The sequence below is a fragment of the Corynebacterium sp. MSK218 genome (assembly GCF_030232655.1).
Lineage (GTDB): Bacteria > Actinomycetota > Actinomycetes > Mycobacteriales > Mycobacteriaceae > Corynebacterium.
Genome location: NZ_JASPGN010000017.1, coordinates 1 through 14226 on the forward strand (window position 1 = coordinate 1; position 14226 = coordinate 14226).

Genomic DNA, 14226 nt, shown 5'->3' on the forward strand with positions numbered 1-14226 from the left:
CCCAGCCGTCGAATCAAACGACGAAGACAAACCAAGAACTCGCTCAAAAGCCCAAACCTCAAAAATGGGCCCGTCGTGTGAAACGACGAAGCGATGGGTCGGGTGAAATGCACTCGGTTCCGAAGTGAAGGAGGCCGTAGGTAAAGCAACAGCCGCCAGAGGTGAGTCTGGCGGCTGTCGGGAGGTGCTCGAAGTAGTTCAGCGTGCGTTACTTGCGGCCGGCTTCGTAAGCAGCGCCCACCTTGTAGAGGCGATCGTCCTGGAAGGCAGGGGCCATGATCTGCAGGCCTGTCGGCAGGTTGGTATCGGAGGCCAAACCAGAAGGTACAGACATGCCGCAAACACCCGCGAGGTTCAGCGGCAAGGTGCAGAGGTCGAAGTTGTACATCTCCATTGGATCCTCAACCTTCTCGCCCAGCTTGAAGGCTGTGGTCGGCGTCGTTGGGGATACTAGAACGTCGGCCTGCTCGAAGGCACGAGCGAAGTCTTGGGCGATGAGCGTACGCACGCGCTGAGCCTGCAAGTAGTAGGCGTCGTAATAACCGACGGAAAGGGCGTAGGTACCCAGCATGATACGGCGCTTAACCTCAGGGCCGAAGCCGGCGGCACGGGACAGGGACATGACCTCTTCAGCAGAGTGGGTACCGTCGTCGCCGACGCGCTGGCCGTAGCGCATGCCGTCGAAGCGAGCCAGGTTGGAAGACACCTCACACGGCATGATGAGGTAGTAAGCAGCCAGGGCATCGTCGAAGTGCGGGCAGTCGACCTCAACCATTTCAGCGCCCTGGGACTTCAACTGCTCAACGGCAGCATGGTAGGCCTCCATGACGCCGTCCTGCCAGCCATCACGCTCAAACTGCTTGATGAGTCCGACCTTCACACCAGAGAGGTCACCGTTTGCGCCTTCCTTAGCGGCCTCAACGACCGGAGCGACCGGCTTGTCCACAGAGGTCGCGTCGAAGGAATCGTGGCCGGCGATGATTTCGTGCAGCAGCGCAGTGTCGAGGACCGTACGAGCCGTCGGGCCAGCCTGATCCAGAGAGCTAGCAGCAGCGATAAGGCCGTAGCGGGACACGGTGCCATAGGTCGGCTTCACGCCGACAGTGTTGGTCAGCGCAGCAGGCTGGCGAATGGAGCCGCCCGTGTCGGTACCGATGCCCAGCGGAGCCTGGCCGGAAGCAAGTGCTGCGGCAGTACCTCCACCGGAGCCGCCCGGGGTGCGCTCAGTGTCGTAGGGGTTGTGGGCGGGGCCGTAAGCGGAGTTCTCATTCGAGGAGCCCATAGCGAACTCGTCGAGGTTCGTCTTACCCAAGATAGGGATGCCGGCCTCACGCAGCTTGGTCACCAGGGTGGCGTCGTAAGGCGAGACCCAGCCTTCCAGCATCTTGGAGGCAGCGGTCGTCGGAGCGTCCGTCGTGACGAGAAGATCCTTGAGCGCCAGCGGCACGCCCGCCAAGGCGGAAGCGGGTTCTTCGCCGGCGTCGAGGGACTTATCGACGGCGTCGGCAGCCGCCAGTGCTTCCTCAGCACCTACGTGCAGGAAGGCGTTGAGCTCATCGTTGGTTTCTGCAATGCGATCCAGGAAAGCCTGGGTAACCTCACGAGAGGTCAGCTCGCGAGAGTGGATCTTCTGAGCCAGCTCAGCAGCGGTCAGAGAAGTAATGCCCTCAGTGGGCGCAATAAACTGTGCCATCCTATTCGTCTCCTCCACCCAGAATCTGCGGAACCATGAAACGGTCATCCTCCGAGGCCGGGGCCTGGTCAAGTGCCTGCTCTGCGGTCAGCGTGCGCACAATGACGTCCTCACGCATTGGGGCAACCACGGAGTGCGGGTGCGACATCGGCTCCACACCTTCCGCATCGACCTTGCTTACCGCAGACACAGAGTCCACGATCTCATCGATCTGAGTGGCGAACTGCTCCAGTTCTTCCTCGCTCAGGGCCAGTCGCGACAGCTTTGCCAGGTGCGCAACCTCGTCACGCGAAATATCAGACACGCGAACTCCATCCTTTTATTCATCGAGACGGTTAATAGCTAAGCACCCATGGTACTGCACGCGTTCGCCGTCGCCACCACCACTCCTGGCACATGTAAACCACCGAGGTTATTGAATAGTATTCGGACGCTTGTGTACCATAGATCACGTTAGGTTATCCTATTAATTCTCCTTCACAATCCCGCCCAGAGAAAGAAACATATGTCGTACCTCGTCCGTGTCCTTCTCCCCGATACCCCTGGTAGCCTTGGCCTTTTAGCCAACGCCCTCGGAGAGATCGAGGGCGATATTCGTTCTGTGGACATCGTGGAGAACTTCCCCGACGGCACCGTTATGGATGACATCGTCCTCGATTTGCCGAAGACCACCATGGCGGATGAGATTATCACCGCTGCGCAAGCGGTGGACGGCGTGGAGATTGATTCCATCCGCCCGTTCAGTGGCCGCGTCGATCGCCGTGGCCAGATCCGTTTGCTCGCCACCGTGGCCTCGCGTCGCAATGTGACAGCCGCAATGGAGGAAGTCTGCGCGGCAATCCCCAAGGCGCTGACCTCTACGTGGGCCATCGTGATTACTAATGAAGACCCAATCGCACGTATTGCGTCTTCCGACGCCGCGCCTGCCGACGATGGCACGATCCCCACTGATCTCAACATCGAATCTGCCCGCATCCTCCATCCGGAGAAGGACACGTGGATTCCGGAGTCCTGGGCACTGCTCGATTCCACGCTGGCCGCCGCTCCCCTCGTCGGCACCAAGTACGTTGTAGTGATGGGCCGCGTGGGCGGTCCGGACTACCTGGCCTCAGAGGTTGAGCACCTCGGTGACTTGGGCGCTATTTTAGGTGCATTCCTGAGCTAGGCGCGCTCCAGCAGGCCATTGAGCCCCGCGGCGACGTCCGGCACAATGTGGTCGACATGGCCGCCAATTTCTCCGTGCGGGAAGCTAAAGGACTCTGTAGCTATGGCATGCATGGAGAGGTCGTTAAAACTATCGCCAAAGGTGTAGAGCTCGGCATTCTCATGGCCGAGGCTACCCAGAAGCCGCGTCAAGCCTTCTCCCTTGTTGTGGCCCGGCGGCATGATGTCGTAGAAATCGCAGTTGAAAGATGACTCGACGTCAAAATTCGCACGAACCCACTCGTCCACCTCGTGGCGCAACGCGGTATCGCCGGGAATCCACAGGGACATAAGTACGGTGTCACGCTTGGCGACGTCCCCCAGATCCCCCTTCTGCGCTCCTGCCACCATCGATGACTCTTGGCCGGAGAGCCCGTCCCACACAATCTGGTCGGCCCCTGTCAAGCCGGTGGTGTAGATATTGAGGGCTTTGCCAGTGAAGCGTTCAGCAATGGCCGTGACAGTATCGGCATCCAAGTGCTCTTCTTGAAGGACCGCGTAATCCCCGTCGGTGAGAACCGTGCCGTTGTACAGCACGTGGTAGTCCAGCTCCACACCAAAGGGCTCGAGCGTACCGCGGGCGTTAGCAATGGACTTACCTGTGGCGGAAACAGCGAGATTGCCGGACGCGCGCCACGCGGCAATTGCTTCCTTGACCGCCTCCGTGATGATCTCATCGACGTAAACAGTGCCGTCCATATCCAGAGCCACAATCTTCATGATGAATACCTTAGTAGCCCCTCCACGGCGGAGTCTACGATTGAATGACATGCCTCGCGGACGGTGGAATGTGCCCAGGGGAAGGTGAGGGGGACGTCGGCAAGCGCATGCATGGGCAGGTCATTGTGACCATCGCCCAAGGTGATGACCTCTGTATCCGCTCGGTCAAGTGCGAGGTAATCCATCAACCATGTCAAGGCAAAGCCCTTGTCATGCCCGGGTGGAGTGATGTCGAAGAAGTTGCGGTTGAGCGCCGTACCGACGTCGAAACGTGCCGATACCCACGACGCAATGTCATGCTGTAGATCCGCGTTCCCCGGCGTCCACGCCGCAACAAGGGGAAAGACTTCCTGCTCAATCGCAATAGATGGAACCGGAACCGGGTTTGTAATGATGGGGTTGTGTACGCCATTGACGTTTCGCACAAGGTGCCCGTCGGGGCCGTCGAGACGCGTGCAATAGAGGTCTAAGTCAGGAATGTCACGCACGTACTCGTAGACGGCACGCACGGCCTCCGGCAGGACGTGGTTCTCATAGAGAAGCCGCTGTTCACCGTCAAGGATGACCGTGCCATTGCACAAGAGGTAGTAGTCGAAGTCGATGTCGAAGGGCTCCAGCGCCCGCCGCATCGCGTAAGGAGACTTGCCTGTGGCCACGACGGCAAGGTTGCCCGCAGCGCGCCATTCTGCAATAGCCGCAGGAACTTCCTCCGGCATGTGCCCATCGAAGTAGATGGTGCCGTCAAGGTCACAGGCAGCTAGCTTCATGCCTCGCCGGTCTCCAGAAGACGCTCGAAACCCGCCTCATCGAGGATGGTCAGCCCAAGGTCACGAGCTTTTTGTTCCTTGGAGCCAGCATTTTCTCCCACAACGACGTAGTTGGTTTTCTTTGAAACCGAACCAGAGGCCTTGCCACCACGAGTAATGATGGCTTCCTTGGCAGAATCACGGGTGAAGTTCTCTAGAGTTCCGGTGACCACCACGGTGAGGCCCTCCAGGGTCTGTTCGGGTTTGTCACTGACTTCATCCGCCATCGTCACGCCTGCGGCGCTCCATTTCTGGACGATGTTGTCGTGCCAGTCCACCTCGAACCAAGCCTTGAAGGACTCGGCGATAATGCCGCCGACACCATCGGTATCAGCAAGCTCCTCGACGGAGGCTTCACGCAGCGCCTCCATCGATCCGAAACGCGTGGCGAGCGCGCGGGCCGCGATGGGGCCTACATGGCGGATGGACAGTGCCACGAGCACGCGCCAAAAGTCAGTCTCACGCGCAGTCTTGAGGTTTTCCAGCAGCTTCTTGCCGGAAGCATTAAGCTTGCCGCTCTTCGTCGTGTACATAGAAGACTTAAGCAGTGCTTCCTCATCGAGGTCAAAAAGATCCGCCTCGTCCTTGAGCGCGCCGGAAGCAATGAGATCTGCCGCGGCCTTCTCCCCTAATTCACCGATATCGAGCGCCTTGCGAGAAGCCAAGTACTCGAGGCGCGCTGCGAGCTGCGCGGGGCAGCTGCGCGTATTCGGGCAGCGCCAGTCTTGGTCTCCTTCCTTCTGGGGAGCCAGCTTAGTGCCACAAGCAGGGCAATTCTCCGGGAAGACCCATTCAGTCTCACTACCATCGCGCTTGTCCAGCACCGGACCGAGGACCTCCGGGATAATTTCGCCGGCCTTGCGGATGATGATGGTGTCCCCAATGAGCACATTCTTGTTCTTGACCTCGAATTGGTTGTGCAAGGTCGCCATGGAAACCGTCGAGCCGGAGACAAACACCGGCTCCATAATCGCAAAAGGCGTCACGCGACCCGTGCGGCCGACTCCCACCTCAATGTTGAGCAGCTTCGTGGTCACCTCCTCCGGCGGGTACTTGTATGCGATAGCCCACCGCGGTGCGCGCGAGGTTGCGCCCAGTGCGCGTTGGCTGGCCAAGTCATCAACCTTGACCACAAGGCCGTCCATCTCGAAGTAGGCATCATGGCGGTGCTCAGCCCAGTGCGCAACCTGCTCCTGAACTTCCTTGGCGCTGGCAACCCTTTTGGTATACGGCGAGACAGGAAAGCCCCACGCTTCCAGTGCTAGGTACGCATCATGCTGGGAGGAGGGATGGAAGCCTTCCCGCGCACCGATACCATGGCACACCATGTGGAGTCGGCGCTCCTTAACATCCTCTGGGTTCTTCATGCGCAGACCACCAGCGGCCGCATTACGCGGGTTGGCAAACGTAGGTTTGCCATCTTCGCGGCGCGCGGAGTTGATCTCCTCGAATTCGTCCGGGCGCATGTACACCTCGCCGCGGACTTCAACCAGCGAGGGCACCGGGTATTCTTCCGTTCCGGTCAGCTCCTGCGGAATATCAGGAATGACGCGCGCATTGGCAGTGATGTCCTCGCCTACGCGGCCATCACCACGCGTGGCGGCAGTGGCTAGTTTGCCATCACGGTAGACCAAATCGATAGACAAGCCATCAATCTTCAACTCGGTGAGATAGGCCTTCGCAGGAGTCCGGTCCAGCCAGTCCTGCAACTCATCAGCACTAAAGACGTTGTCCAAGCTGTACAGGCGCTCCAAGTGCTCGATGTCGACAGCACCTTCCGGAGCGGCACCCACCTGCTGGGTTGGGGAATCCGGAGTCTGCAGTTCTGGGTGCTCAGCCTCCAGTTTCAGCAACCGCTGGAAAAGCGCGTCAAAGTCCGCATCCGGAATCGACGGCTCACCGTTGTAGTACAGCTCACGGTGCTTGCGCACTTCCTGGGCAAGCTCGGACCATTCGCGTTGGATATCTACTGCATCACTCACGGTTAACCAGTGTAGCGGGGCCGCTGGACACGATACGCGGCCTGCACAAACAGCCTACTTGCGCCACAGATATGACATCGGAAGCGCACATAGTTTGTCACCCAGGGGCTGCACGTGAGGAATAGGAGCCAAAACAAAGCCTCCACGGAAACGCGGACCCAATTTTTCGCTCAAAGTGCGTACGTGCCGAATCTGACCTGCTTTCACGGTTGATCCGGATTTAACCTCGAGCGCAGCGATAGAGTTGTCAGCAAATTCGATGACAATATCCACTTCCATCCCCGTACTATCACGCCAATGAAAAAGCTGATGCTCGCTTTCTGCCCATCCTTGCTGGGCAGAAAGTTCTTGAATCACAAACCCTTCCACCACATGCCCCAGGTGTGACTGGGCCAGTGGGTCCATAAGCACGTCTCGGGTTTGCCCCGCTAGCCATGAAGCCAAACCAGAGTCAGTGACCCAGCTTTTAGGCTTGGAAATTTCCCTCGACGTCAGATTCGATTTCCACGCTTTCACCTGTGAGGAAAGAAATAACCTTGACAAAGTATCAAGGTACGAGCGGACAGTGGATGCCGGGATTTCCGCTTCACGTGCAAACTTCGCCGGAACCAACTCCCCCGCCTGATGCGCTGCAAGTAAACGCAACAATGACTGCAGCCTTCCCGGCTGTGCGCTTTCCCGGGAAAGCGTTTCCTCAACCACGGTCACATGGGAAACATACGCCTCAAACCATGCACGGCGCATCCGATCGTGTAGCTCAAGCGCTAGCGGGTAGCCACCCTTAAGAACCTTATCCACAAGGCTAGCCCGATTTACGTCTTCCGAGGGAGTAGAACGCGCAGGTAAACCGATAAGTTCGTCTATCCTATCTACAAAGGCTCCGTCGCTTACTGTTTCGCCGATTTCTTGTTGGCTCAACGGATGCAGATGGAGATCAATGATTCTTCCCGCTAGCGAGTCCTTCCTTCCTATTCCCCGAGCAAAGTCAGATGAGCCAGTAATGACAAAGCGACCAGGCCGGCGGTCTCTATCAACCTCAGCCTTCAACGGCAGAGTGAGCTCCGGAAGTCGCTGAATCTCATCAATAATCAACGTTCCGTCGCCGCCCTGCTGGACAAAGGTCATCGGATCTTCTTCTGCCAATGAAAGAGCAGCGGGGTCATCCAGCGTTACATATACAGCACGGTCAATACCGAGATGCTGTGTCAGCGTCGACTTTCCCACTTGCCGTGCACCTGTGACGTGCACAACCGGGAAAAAACTCAACGCCTCTCGGGCAAACCCCTCCATACCGCGCCTAATATAACGTTCCATAAAACTGCATTTTACCTGCAGTTGGTCATTCTGCAAGACTTCATCCGTCATTCTGCAGTGGTTCGTCCGTCATTCTGCAGGAGTCCGTTTGCCATTCTGCAGCACTTCCATAATGCATGTCCGAGCCGGGCGCTAGAGTGTTGTCCATGAACTTCGACGCCACCCGCATGCTCTCCTTCGACCTCGAAACCACCTCCGTGAACCCTAAAGAAGCCCGCATTGTCACCTCTGCCCTGGTGCGCATCGATGGGCGCGACGTCAATAGTCAGGAGATGCTCGCTGACCCAGGCGTGGAGATCCCCGAAGAGGCCGCCAAGGTCCACGGTATTACCACGGAGAAGGCCCGTGCGGAGGGCCGTCCGCACGAGGAAGTGCTCAAAGAAACTGTCGATGCCATCTATCAGGCCTGGGAGGATGGCCTCACACTCATTGTCTACAACGCCGCCTATGACCTTTCAGTCCTGCGCGCGCTGACCGGGGACTTCACGGTGAACGGCCCCGTCTTTGACCCGTTCGTCATTGACCGCGTCAAGGACAAGTGGCGCAAGGGCAAGCGCACCTTGGGGGAGGTTTCCGCGCACTACGGCGTAGAGCTATCGAACGCACACGAGGCTACTGCCGACGCCCTCGCGGCCGCCCGCGTGGCTTGGAAGCAGGTGCGTCAGCACTTCCCCGAGCTAGCCCAGATGGATACCAACGAGCTCATGGAGTACCAGGCCGTGGAGTGGTACAAGGACCGCGAGTCCTTCAAGAAGTACCTGGAAGGACGCGGTCGGGATGCTTCGGATGTCTCCACCGCGTGGCCGATGATTTCTTAATTAACACCACCACCCTTGCCAAGTTTCTAGAGTTCTGGAATTCTAGAAATCATGGAAATGACAGTCGAAGCACGCCTAACCCAACTCGAAGCGCGCGTAGCCGCGCTCGAAGGCCACACCAACACCCCGCGCACACCAGAAACCTCGAAGGCGGAATCGACCTACTGGCTGGTCGAAGCCCTCGAGCCCAACCGGGAGCTTCCCGACGGCTCCGTCATCTTCGGAGGCAACATCACCCTGGGCAGGCGCGCGTATGCCTACCAGTGGCAGCGTCCCACCACTTTTGTCACCGATGAAAGCTGGTCGGAAAACCTCGAGCGCCTATCTGCACTCGCCCACCCCGTCCGCGGTGAAATCCTGCGTCGCCTCCTCGCCGCCCCCGCTACAGCCGCCGAGCTCGTCGAAGAAGGAATCGTTACCTCCACCGGCACCGCCTATCACCATCTCAGTGCCTTAACCAACGCCGGCTGGACCACAAAGACAAGCGGCGAGTACTCCATACGCTCTGCCCGCGTTATCCCACTGCTCACCATCATCACAGCAAGCGAGGCTCACTAATGCGCCAGATTGTCTTAGCATCCATTACTGCCATCGTTGTTGCCGCCGTTCTCATCCTTGCCGGCCCGCAGCGCATCGCCCTTGCCTCGGATGTCACCGGGGACAAAAATCTAGCCGCTCAACTCCAAGACCACTCCGAGCCCGGGTTCCACCAGCTCACCGCTTTTACCATCCGCGACGGTGCAACCACCTTTGCTGGACTGGGCGCAGACGAACATACTGAAATAGAAATCGGCTCTGTGACCAAGATGTTTACGGGCGAGATTGCCCACCAGCTCGTCGAGGAGCGCGTGCTTAGCCTTGACACGACCGTGGGCGAAGTCCTAGACGTAGGCAACGCGCCCGTCGCGGACGTCACCATGCGCGAACTGCTCGACCACACCTCCGGCCTTCCCCGTTTGGCCAATACGAACCTCCTCTCCTCAATCGCATCCGGGATTACCGGTGCTAATCCCTACCAAGGTGAAAAGGTCGAGGACATCATGGATGCAGCCACAAAGGCGGAGTTGAAGAATCGTGGCGAAGAGTCCTACTCAAACCTGGGATATGCCCTCCTAGGCCACCTGCTCGAAACCGCAGCTGGAAAACCTTATGAAGAGCTTTTAAAAGAACGCATCTTTCAACCCGCCGAGATGAGCGACACCTATCTCATGACTCCGGGCTCCGTGCCCGATGACGCCCCGCGCGGCCTCCATACCACCGGCCGCCACGCCCAACCTTGGGAAATGGAGGGCTCCGCTCCGGCTGGCGCAATTCGCTCTACAGCAAGCGATATGGCGAAATTTGCCTCGTGGTTTATGGACAACGGCGATGCCACATACGGTTGGCAGCCGAACGAGGAGGGCGCGGGCTTCTGGCACAACGGCGGCACCTACGGCTACTCCACCATGCTCATCATCGACCCAGATAAGAAACGCGCCGCCTTCGCCAACAACGACTCCCCAACAGGTACCGAAGATCTTGCCCGAGCGCTTCTCGACGCCCTCTAAGGAGACCCCATGTTCCTCACCCTCAGCATCATCGTCATCATCGCTGCACTCCTCTGGTCCGCGTGGCGCGCACTCACCACGCCCGGCCACACCATCTCGCGGCTCGTGTCAGCCGCAATTACTGCTCTGACACTTCTCGTCATCGGCTACGCCCTCCCTTGGAACGCATCCATCAGTTTTGGCTGGTGGTACGCCCTCGTCGCGGCATGCGCTGTATACGCCGGCGCGGTGGCGTGGCGGGCTGGCGAACCGAAGGCACCCCACACGTAGGCTTAAGGGACATTTCGTGTGGATAGATCGATGCGGATTCCCGGAACAGCCTGGGATAACGCCTTGAGCTTGATTTTAAATCGGTTCCAACGGCTCGATCTCTGAAATCAACACCGGATAGCACTAGCTCTGTGGTAGGTGAGCCGCAGCTGGTGCGGTTAGGTTAATCCCTATGGCGACGTACGCACCGAAGCCCCTGCACATCCACTGGAGCTAGCCATGCATCAAGACTTCGGACGCAATGGGAAAAGCGGCATACGCGGCTTGGACGAAAGAAGAACTCAAACGGCGCGGCCACCCAGACGCGCGTCCTGCCACATTCGACACCCACATCGACAACGAATGGAACCCCAGCTTAGGCATAAGAAAAGGCTGGGCTGGACGCTCCTAAATCCACACGAAATGTCCCTTAAGCCGCATCCTGCTCAAGCAGAATGCGGGGTCTATTCGGAGTGACTGACGGGACTCGCCCCGCGACACCCAGGGTTGTAGTTTCGTAATATTCGTTAGTGGGCGTAGATGGTCTTATGAAGGATCGTTGCAGCGAGAGGAGTGTTTTCGGAGTGGTCCTCCTATACTGAGGTACGACGATCTACGACTGACTACGCGTAGATTAAAGCGTAATTAAGCGCATGACGGATTCGATGTTCGCCCGGTCGGTGTAGTACTCGTCGGCGCAGGAAACCACCGCAGCAGTGGTCTTTTAGCGGGGTGGCTGCGGACGCCGTGTTATCGGCGGACAGACTCTATTTGTACTAAACCCCTCAGCACCGGAGGATGATCGCGAATTGTGGCTACCGTTGATCCGGCGATATGCGGCCGTGACAGATGAATTGCACAGGTTAAATCCCCTGCGGAACAGGCAGTATGATAATGACATGGACCTCTCGTTTCATCCCATCACCGACCCCATGACATTCTCGCAGGACATTGCTGGTGATTATGAGTTCAACCAGCATTGGTTGGGCACATACCGACTATCCGAGGACCATGAATGGTACGAGGTGCGCGATGGCGGTGAACAAGTTGCGCTACTGGAGTTGGACTTGAAGCCTCACCGGAATTACTGGCGTGACTCCGCCTACCCCCTGCCAATGGATGGCCCCGACGTGATCGAGATTCAATTCATCGACGTCAGGCTTGCTCATCGGGGTCGTGGCATAGGAAAAGAAATCGTTCACTGGGTGGCAGAACAGTGCCCACAGCGGCAACTGCTGGCGCTGGCTGTAGCATCGGACGGATTCTGGCAATCTTTAGGGTGGGACTTAATCGTGCCTGATGAAAGCGGATTCCGTCCGATGTACGCTTCGCCGCTATAGCGCCGAGATGAGGCAGTCAACCCATGAGCAGGGACAAGGTAGCGAACGCACTTAAATTAACTTTCACTTTGAGGTGGCCATCACGTGGTATTAAGAACCCTTAGTAGTACTTCGTTAGGTGGGCCCGCGCGGTGGTAGTAAGGGCACTGACCCAGCAAATGGATGACGGCGGCCTGGTGGTCTGCCGGGACAGCGTAGAAACTCAGCCCGCCTCCGGGGCTTGTGGCCCAGGTCGTTGGCCAAGCGTTGCCCGGTGGCAGACAGGTGTGCCGCGGTTACCAGTGTGACGTGATGATGCCAGCCCAGCCAGGTCCGGCCCCCGGAATGATCCAGGCCCAGCCCGGGCTTCAACTCCCGGTAGTCATGTTCGATGCGGCCTGTGGATCTTCGCCCACCGGAACAACTCCTCGATCGGGGTGCCCTCATCCTGGGTCAATAACCAGTAGTCACTGGGCTCGGCTGCGCCGTCGGACCACTCGGCCCGTAACCAGCACCTCGGCAACGACCCGTCCAGATTGCGGGGCCCCGCGCACCCGCTCAATCTCATCTGTCCTCATATGTGCAGATCTGCTCCTGCAGACACCCCACCACATGAGCTAACAAAGCACTACTAGGACCTCTCGCTCTGAGTATTCTTGAGAAGGCTCGTCGCTAACTCAAACCCAATCACTTGGTCAATACTGCTGCTCAACTTGCGGACATTTCCAAATTGCCCAGAGTATTGCTTCATCTGAGTTCTAAGGCTTTCGACGTTTAGTTGCGCCTGTTCGGTTGAATCTAGTTTGCCCACCTTTGAGTCAATGAGTTGATCTGCAATTAAACTCACTTCTTCGACGCTCAAGGGATGAAACTCAATAAACGCATTGAAACGGGAGTAAAGTGCTTCTCCCAATGCCTTCTTCACCGCCTCCTCGGAACCATAGTTCGACGTGCAGATGATGAGCGGGCTTCCCACCTTCGTACGATAGTTCTTGTCTTCCAGAACGCCCTCGTCAAACAATTCGTAAAAGGCGCTATGGAAGACTGGACTCGCCTTATCGAACTCATCGAACAGGATCACGTTGGACTCTCGTTCCATCAAGTCATGTGCGAGTGAGGGTTCTTGGTGACTGCCTCCGAACACGTAGGAGGCAAACTTTTCACTATGAAGCATGGAGAATTGCTTACGGAAAAGGTCTCCGCCAGTGAGTTTGCTGATGAACTTGGCGGTCTCAGTTTTGCCAACACCCGACGGGCCATAAAACATCACGACTACCGGCCCGTTCCCTTTTTGGCTAGCTAACGGATACATAGCGGCTAAAAGCTCATCCTTTACAGAACCTTGCCCGACCAAGTGGTCATTAAAACCGTCGTAAAATTCTCGAAGAAGTTGGGGACTAAATCCACCGTACTCGTAGTGGATCTCCGTCACTTCCGCAATGCGCTGAACATGAGAGCGGACCACTTGTGGAGGATTGTTTAAGTAAATATTCTTGGGATCGATAGACCGAATTAGACCGCCGAAATTGGAAATCGTTGCCTCGACCAGGCTCGCATAATCACCAGAGTTGACGACGACATGCTCTGGCCTTTCCACAGGGGCCTGGTCCTCGGTAGGAGGCGCGTCACGTTGCACTATTACGAGCTCCCGCGCCCTACTGTCTCGTTCATAGACAATGTCTAAGAATGACTCTGATCCGATTGTGTTGGTCCGCCCTTCAAACCACGAGGGGGGACCATAATAGATTTCCGCCTTCATGCTGCGAGTCACTCCGCCGCCTTGCCTTCAACTGCAGCAAGAACTACATCAAAAACCGGCAAACCTATGTCCACCCTAGAGCCAAGACCTGCTTGCATGGAATCTGGAACCAGATCTACTAGTTTCGGAGTGCCCGTTGCGCCTTGGGCCATTTCGGACTCAATGTTCAGGCTTGCCTCAGTCGTTCGTCCGACTTCAATACCGTGGAAAACCAAGTTCATCCGGGTTAAATCCGATAAACTATAGTTGTTTCGAAAGGCACGAATATTAAATCGGAGTATAACCTTCTCGCCGTTGTCGTTCTCGCCAAGCAACTCGTAGTACCCCTTCGCTTTTTCTAAAGCCTCATCCATCCGTGCGATATCGAAGTCTGCATCCTCGGTACGAGCAGCAATCATGAATGGGGTGTAAATCTTCATAAATGCCATTGAGTTTTGAGCCGCGAAAACACTATAACCGTCGAGCTTCCTAATCCTCGCGTCCTCACCTGCAGATTTTAGATAGTCAGTGAGGATGGTGTTAGCCAGCGTTTTGCTAAGGATACTCTCGCCCGCAATAGAGGCTTCCGCGCCAGCCCCCAGATCAGCAGAGCCTCGCAGAAAAGGCAACCAACTCAGCCTCGCGCTAATTTTTGCATCGACGTCTGCGTGAGCTTCTTTGGTTCGGTTGCGAATATCTTCTTTAGTTGTAGAGAGATTACCTCCTGCAACGATGTCCAGATAGTCGGACGCGGTCTCCTGGTCGAAATAGACAACCTTTACGATTTCCTGGCTCTCACGCTTTTTACCTGCCATTTGCACTCCTGCGGATCAAACT

The 14226-nt window shown here is 57.1% G+C and carries 14 protein-coding genes and 2 pseudogenes; 7 read left to right on the forward strand and 9 right to left on the reverse strand.

Annotated elements, in window-relative coordinates; all coding sequences use genetic code 11:
* Window positions 1–208: 208 nt before the first annotated feature.
* Window positions 209–1693: an Asp-tRNA(Asn)/Glu-tRNA(Gln) amidotransferase subunit GatA gene (gatA, locus tag QP922_RS11710; RefSeq protein WP_284809676.1), complete on the reverse strand. Its 1485-nt coding sequence runs from the start codon at window positions 1691–1693 to the stop codon at window positions 209–211.
* 1 nt (window position 1694) lies between these two features.
* Window positions 1695–1997, reverse strand: coding sequence for an Asp-tRNA(Asn)/Glu-tRNA(Gln) amidotransferase subunit GatC (gene gatC, locus QP922_RS11715; RefSeq protein WP_239187939.1), 303 nt, complete (start codon window positions 1995–1997; stop codon window positions 1695–1697).
* 201 nt (window positions 1998–2198) lie between these two features.
* Between gatC and QP922_RS11720 the strand changes: the two genes are divergently transcribed.
* Window positions 2199–2858: an ACT domain-containing protein gene (locus QP922_RS11720; RefSeq protein WP_284809677.1), complete on the forward strand. Its 660-nt coding sequence runs from the start codon at window positions 2199–2201 to the stop codon at window positions 2856–2858.
* Here QP922_RS11720 and QP922_RS11725 read toward each other — a convergent pair.
* Genes QP922_RS11725 through QP922_RS11740 form a run of 4 tightly spaced genes read right to left on the reverse strand, consistent with a single transcriptional unit; the run spans window position 2855 to window position 7769 of the window.
* Window positions 2855–3616, reverse strand: coding sequence for an HAD family hydrolase (locus QP922_RS11725; protein WP_284809679.1), 762 nt, complete (start codon window positions 3614–3616; stop codon window positions 2855–2857). The two genes, QP922_RS11720 and QP922_RS11725, sit on opposite strands and share 4 nt — an antisense overlap.
* Window positions 3613–4383, reverse strand: coding sequence for an HAD family hydrolase (locus QP922_RS11730; RefSeq protein ID WP_284809681.1), 771 nt, complete (start codon window positions 4381–4383; stop codon window positions 3613–3615). Before QP922_RS11730 ends, QP922_RS11725 begins: the two co-directional genes overlap by 4 nt.
* Window positions 4380–6404 (reverse strand): NAD-dependent DNA ligase LigA, encoded by a 2025-nt coding sequence (ligA, locus tag QP922_RS11735; RefSeq protein ID WP_284809682.1) that lies wholly within the window; start codon window positions 6402–6404, stop codon window positions 4380–4382. The genes QP922_RS11730 and ligA overlap by 4 nt, the downstream gene beginning before the upstream one ends.
* Before the next feature lie 54 nt (window positions 6405–6458).
* Complete coding sequence (locus QP922_RS11740; protein WP_284809683.1) at window positions 6459–7769, reverse strand: ATP-binding protein; 1311 nt, start codon at window positions 7767–7769, stop codon at window positions 6459–6461.
* Window positions 7770–7864: 95 nt separating this feature from the next.
* Between QP922_RS11740 and QP922_RS11745 the strand changes: the two genes are divergently transcribed.
* The 6 genes and pseudogenes from QP922_RS11745 (at window position 7865) to QP922_RS11770 (ending at window position 11672) form a co-directional block, all read left to right on the forward strand.
* Window positions 7865–8536, forward strand: a complete 672-nt coding sequence (locus tag QP922_RS11745) for a 3'-5' exonuclease (protein ID WP_070671372.1) — start codon at window positions 7865–7867, stop codon at window positions 8534–8536.
* 51 nt (window positions 8537–8587) lie between these two features.
* Window positions 8588–9094 carry an ArsR/SmtB family transcription factor gene (locus QP922_RS11750; protein ID WP_284809684.1) on the forward strand — a complete coding sequence of 169 codons (507 nt, stop codon included), beginning with the start codon at window positions 8588–8590 and terminating at the stop codon, window positions 9092–9094.
* Window positions 9094–10083 (forward strand): serine hydrolase domain-containing protein, encoded by a 990-nt coding sequence (locus tag QP922_RS11755; RefSeq protein ID WP_284809685.1) that lies wholly within the window; start codon window positions 9094–9096, stop codon window positions 10081–10083. The genes QP922_RS11750 and QP922_RS11755 overlap by 1 nt, the downstream gene beginning before the upstream one ends.
* Window positions 10084–10092: 9 nt before the next feature.
* Complete coding sequence (locus QP922_RS11760; protein ID WP_284809686.1) at window positions 10093–10353, forward strand: hypothetical protein; 261 nt, start codon at window positions 10093–10095, stop codon at window positions 10351–10353.
* A 186-nt stretch (window positions 10354–10539) separates the two neighbouring features.
* Window positions 10540–10744 (forward strand): annotated as a pseudogene (locus QP922_RS11765) (IS256-like element ISCau1 family transposase); the annotation flags it as partial.
* A gap of 487 nt (window positions 10745–11231) precedes the next feature.
* Window positions 11232–11672, forward strand: a complete 441-nt coding sequence (locus QP922_RS11770) for a GNAT family N-acetyltransferase (protein ID WP_284809688.1) — start codon at window positions 11232–11234, stop codon at window positions 11670–11672.
* Window positions 11673–11906: 234 nt separating this feature from the next.
* Here the strand turns inward: QP922_RS11770 and QP922_RS11775 are convergent.
* The 3 genes and pseudogenes from QP922_RS11775 to QP922_RS11785 form a co-directional block, all read right to left on the reverse strand.
* Window positions 11907–12195, reverse strand: a pseudogene (locus QP922_RS11775) (IS701 family transposase); the annotation flags it as partial.
* A gap of 87 nt (window positions 12196–12282) precedes the next feature.
* Window positions 12283–13248, reverse strand: a complete 966-nt coding sequence (locus QP922_RS11780; protein ID WP_284809689.1) for an AAA family ATPase — start codon at window positions 13246–13248, stop codon at window positions 12283–12285.
* A gap of 170 nt (window positions 13249–13418) precedes the next feature.
* On the reverse strand, window positions 13419–14204 hold the full coding sequence (locus QP922_RS11785; protein ID WP_284809691.1) for a DUF6414 family protein: 786 nt from the start codon (window positions 14202–14204) through the stop codon (window positions 13419–13421).
* Window positions 14205–14226 lie beyond the last annotated feature (22 nt).

What these genes read in the sequence shown, in the direction of transcription:
- QP922_RS11725 (WP_284809679.1), bottom strand. Translation starts at nt 3,616, where the DNA reads ATGAAGATTGTGGCTCTGGATATGGACGGCACTGTTTACGTCGATGAG.
- QP922_RS11720 (WP_284809677.1), top strand. Translation starts at nt 2,199, where the DNA reads ATGTCGTACCTCGTCCGTGTCCTTCTCCCCGATACCCCTGGTAGCCTT.
- QP922_RS11745 (WP_070671372.1), top strand. Translation starts at nt 7,865, where the DNA reads ATGAACTTCGACGCCACCCGCATGCTCTCCTTCGACCTCGAAACCACC.
- QP922_RS11740 (WP_284809683.1), bottom strand. Translation starts at nt 7,769, where the DNA reads ATGACGGATGAAGTCTTGCAGAATGACCAACTGCAGGTAAAATGCAGT.
- QP922_RS11770 (WP_284809688.1), top strand. Translation starts at nt 11,232, where the DNA reads ATGGACCTCTCGTTTCATCCCATCACCGACCCCATGACATTCTCGCAG.
- QP922_RS11785 (WP_284809691.1), bottom strand. Translation starts at nt 14,204, where the DNA reads ATGGCAGGTAAAAAGCGTGAGAGCCAGGAAATCGTAAAGGTTGTCTAT.
- gatA (WP_284809676.1), bottom strand. Translation starts at nt 1,693, where the DNA reads ATGGCACAGTTTATTGCGCCCACTGAGGGCATTACTTCTCTGACCGCT.
- QP922_RS11760 (WP_284809686.1), top strand. Translation starts at nt 10,093, where the DNA reads ATGTTCCTCACCCTCAGCATCATCGTCATCATCGCTGCACTCCTCTGG.
- QP922_RS11755 (WP_284809685.1), top strand. Translation starts at nt 9,094, where the DNA reads ATGCGCCAGATTGTCTTAGCATCCATTACTGCCATCGTTGTTGCCGCC.
- QP922_RS11730 (WP_284809681.1), bottom strand. Translation starts at nt 4,383, where the DNA reads ATGAAGCTAGCTGCCTGTGACCTTGACGGCACCATCTACTTCGATGGG.
- QP922_RS11750 (WP_284809684.1), top strand. Translation starts at nt 8,588, where the DNA reads ATGGAAATGACAGTCGAAGCACGCCTAACCCAACTCGAAGCGCGCGTA.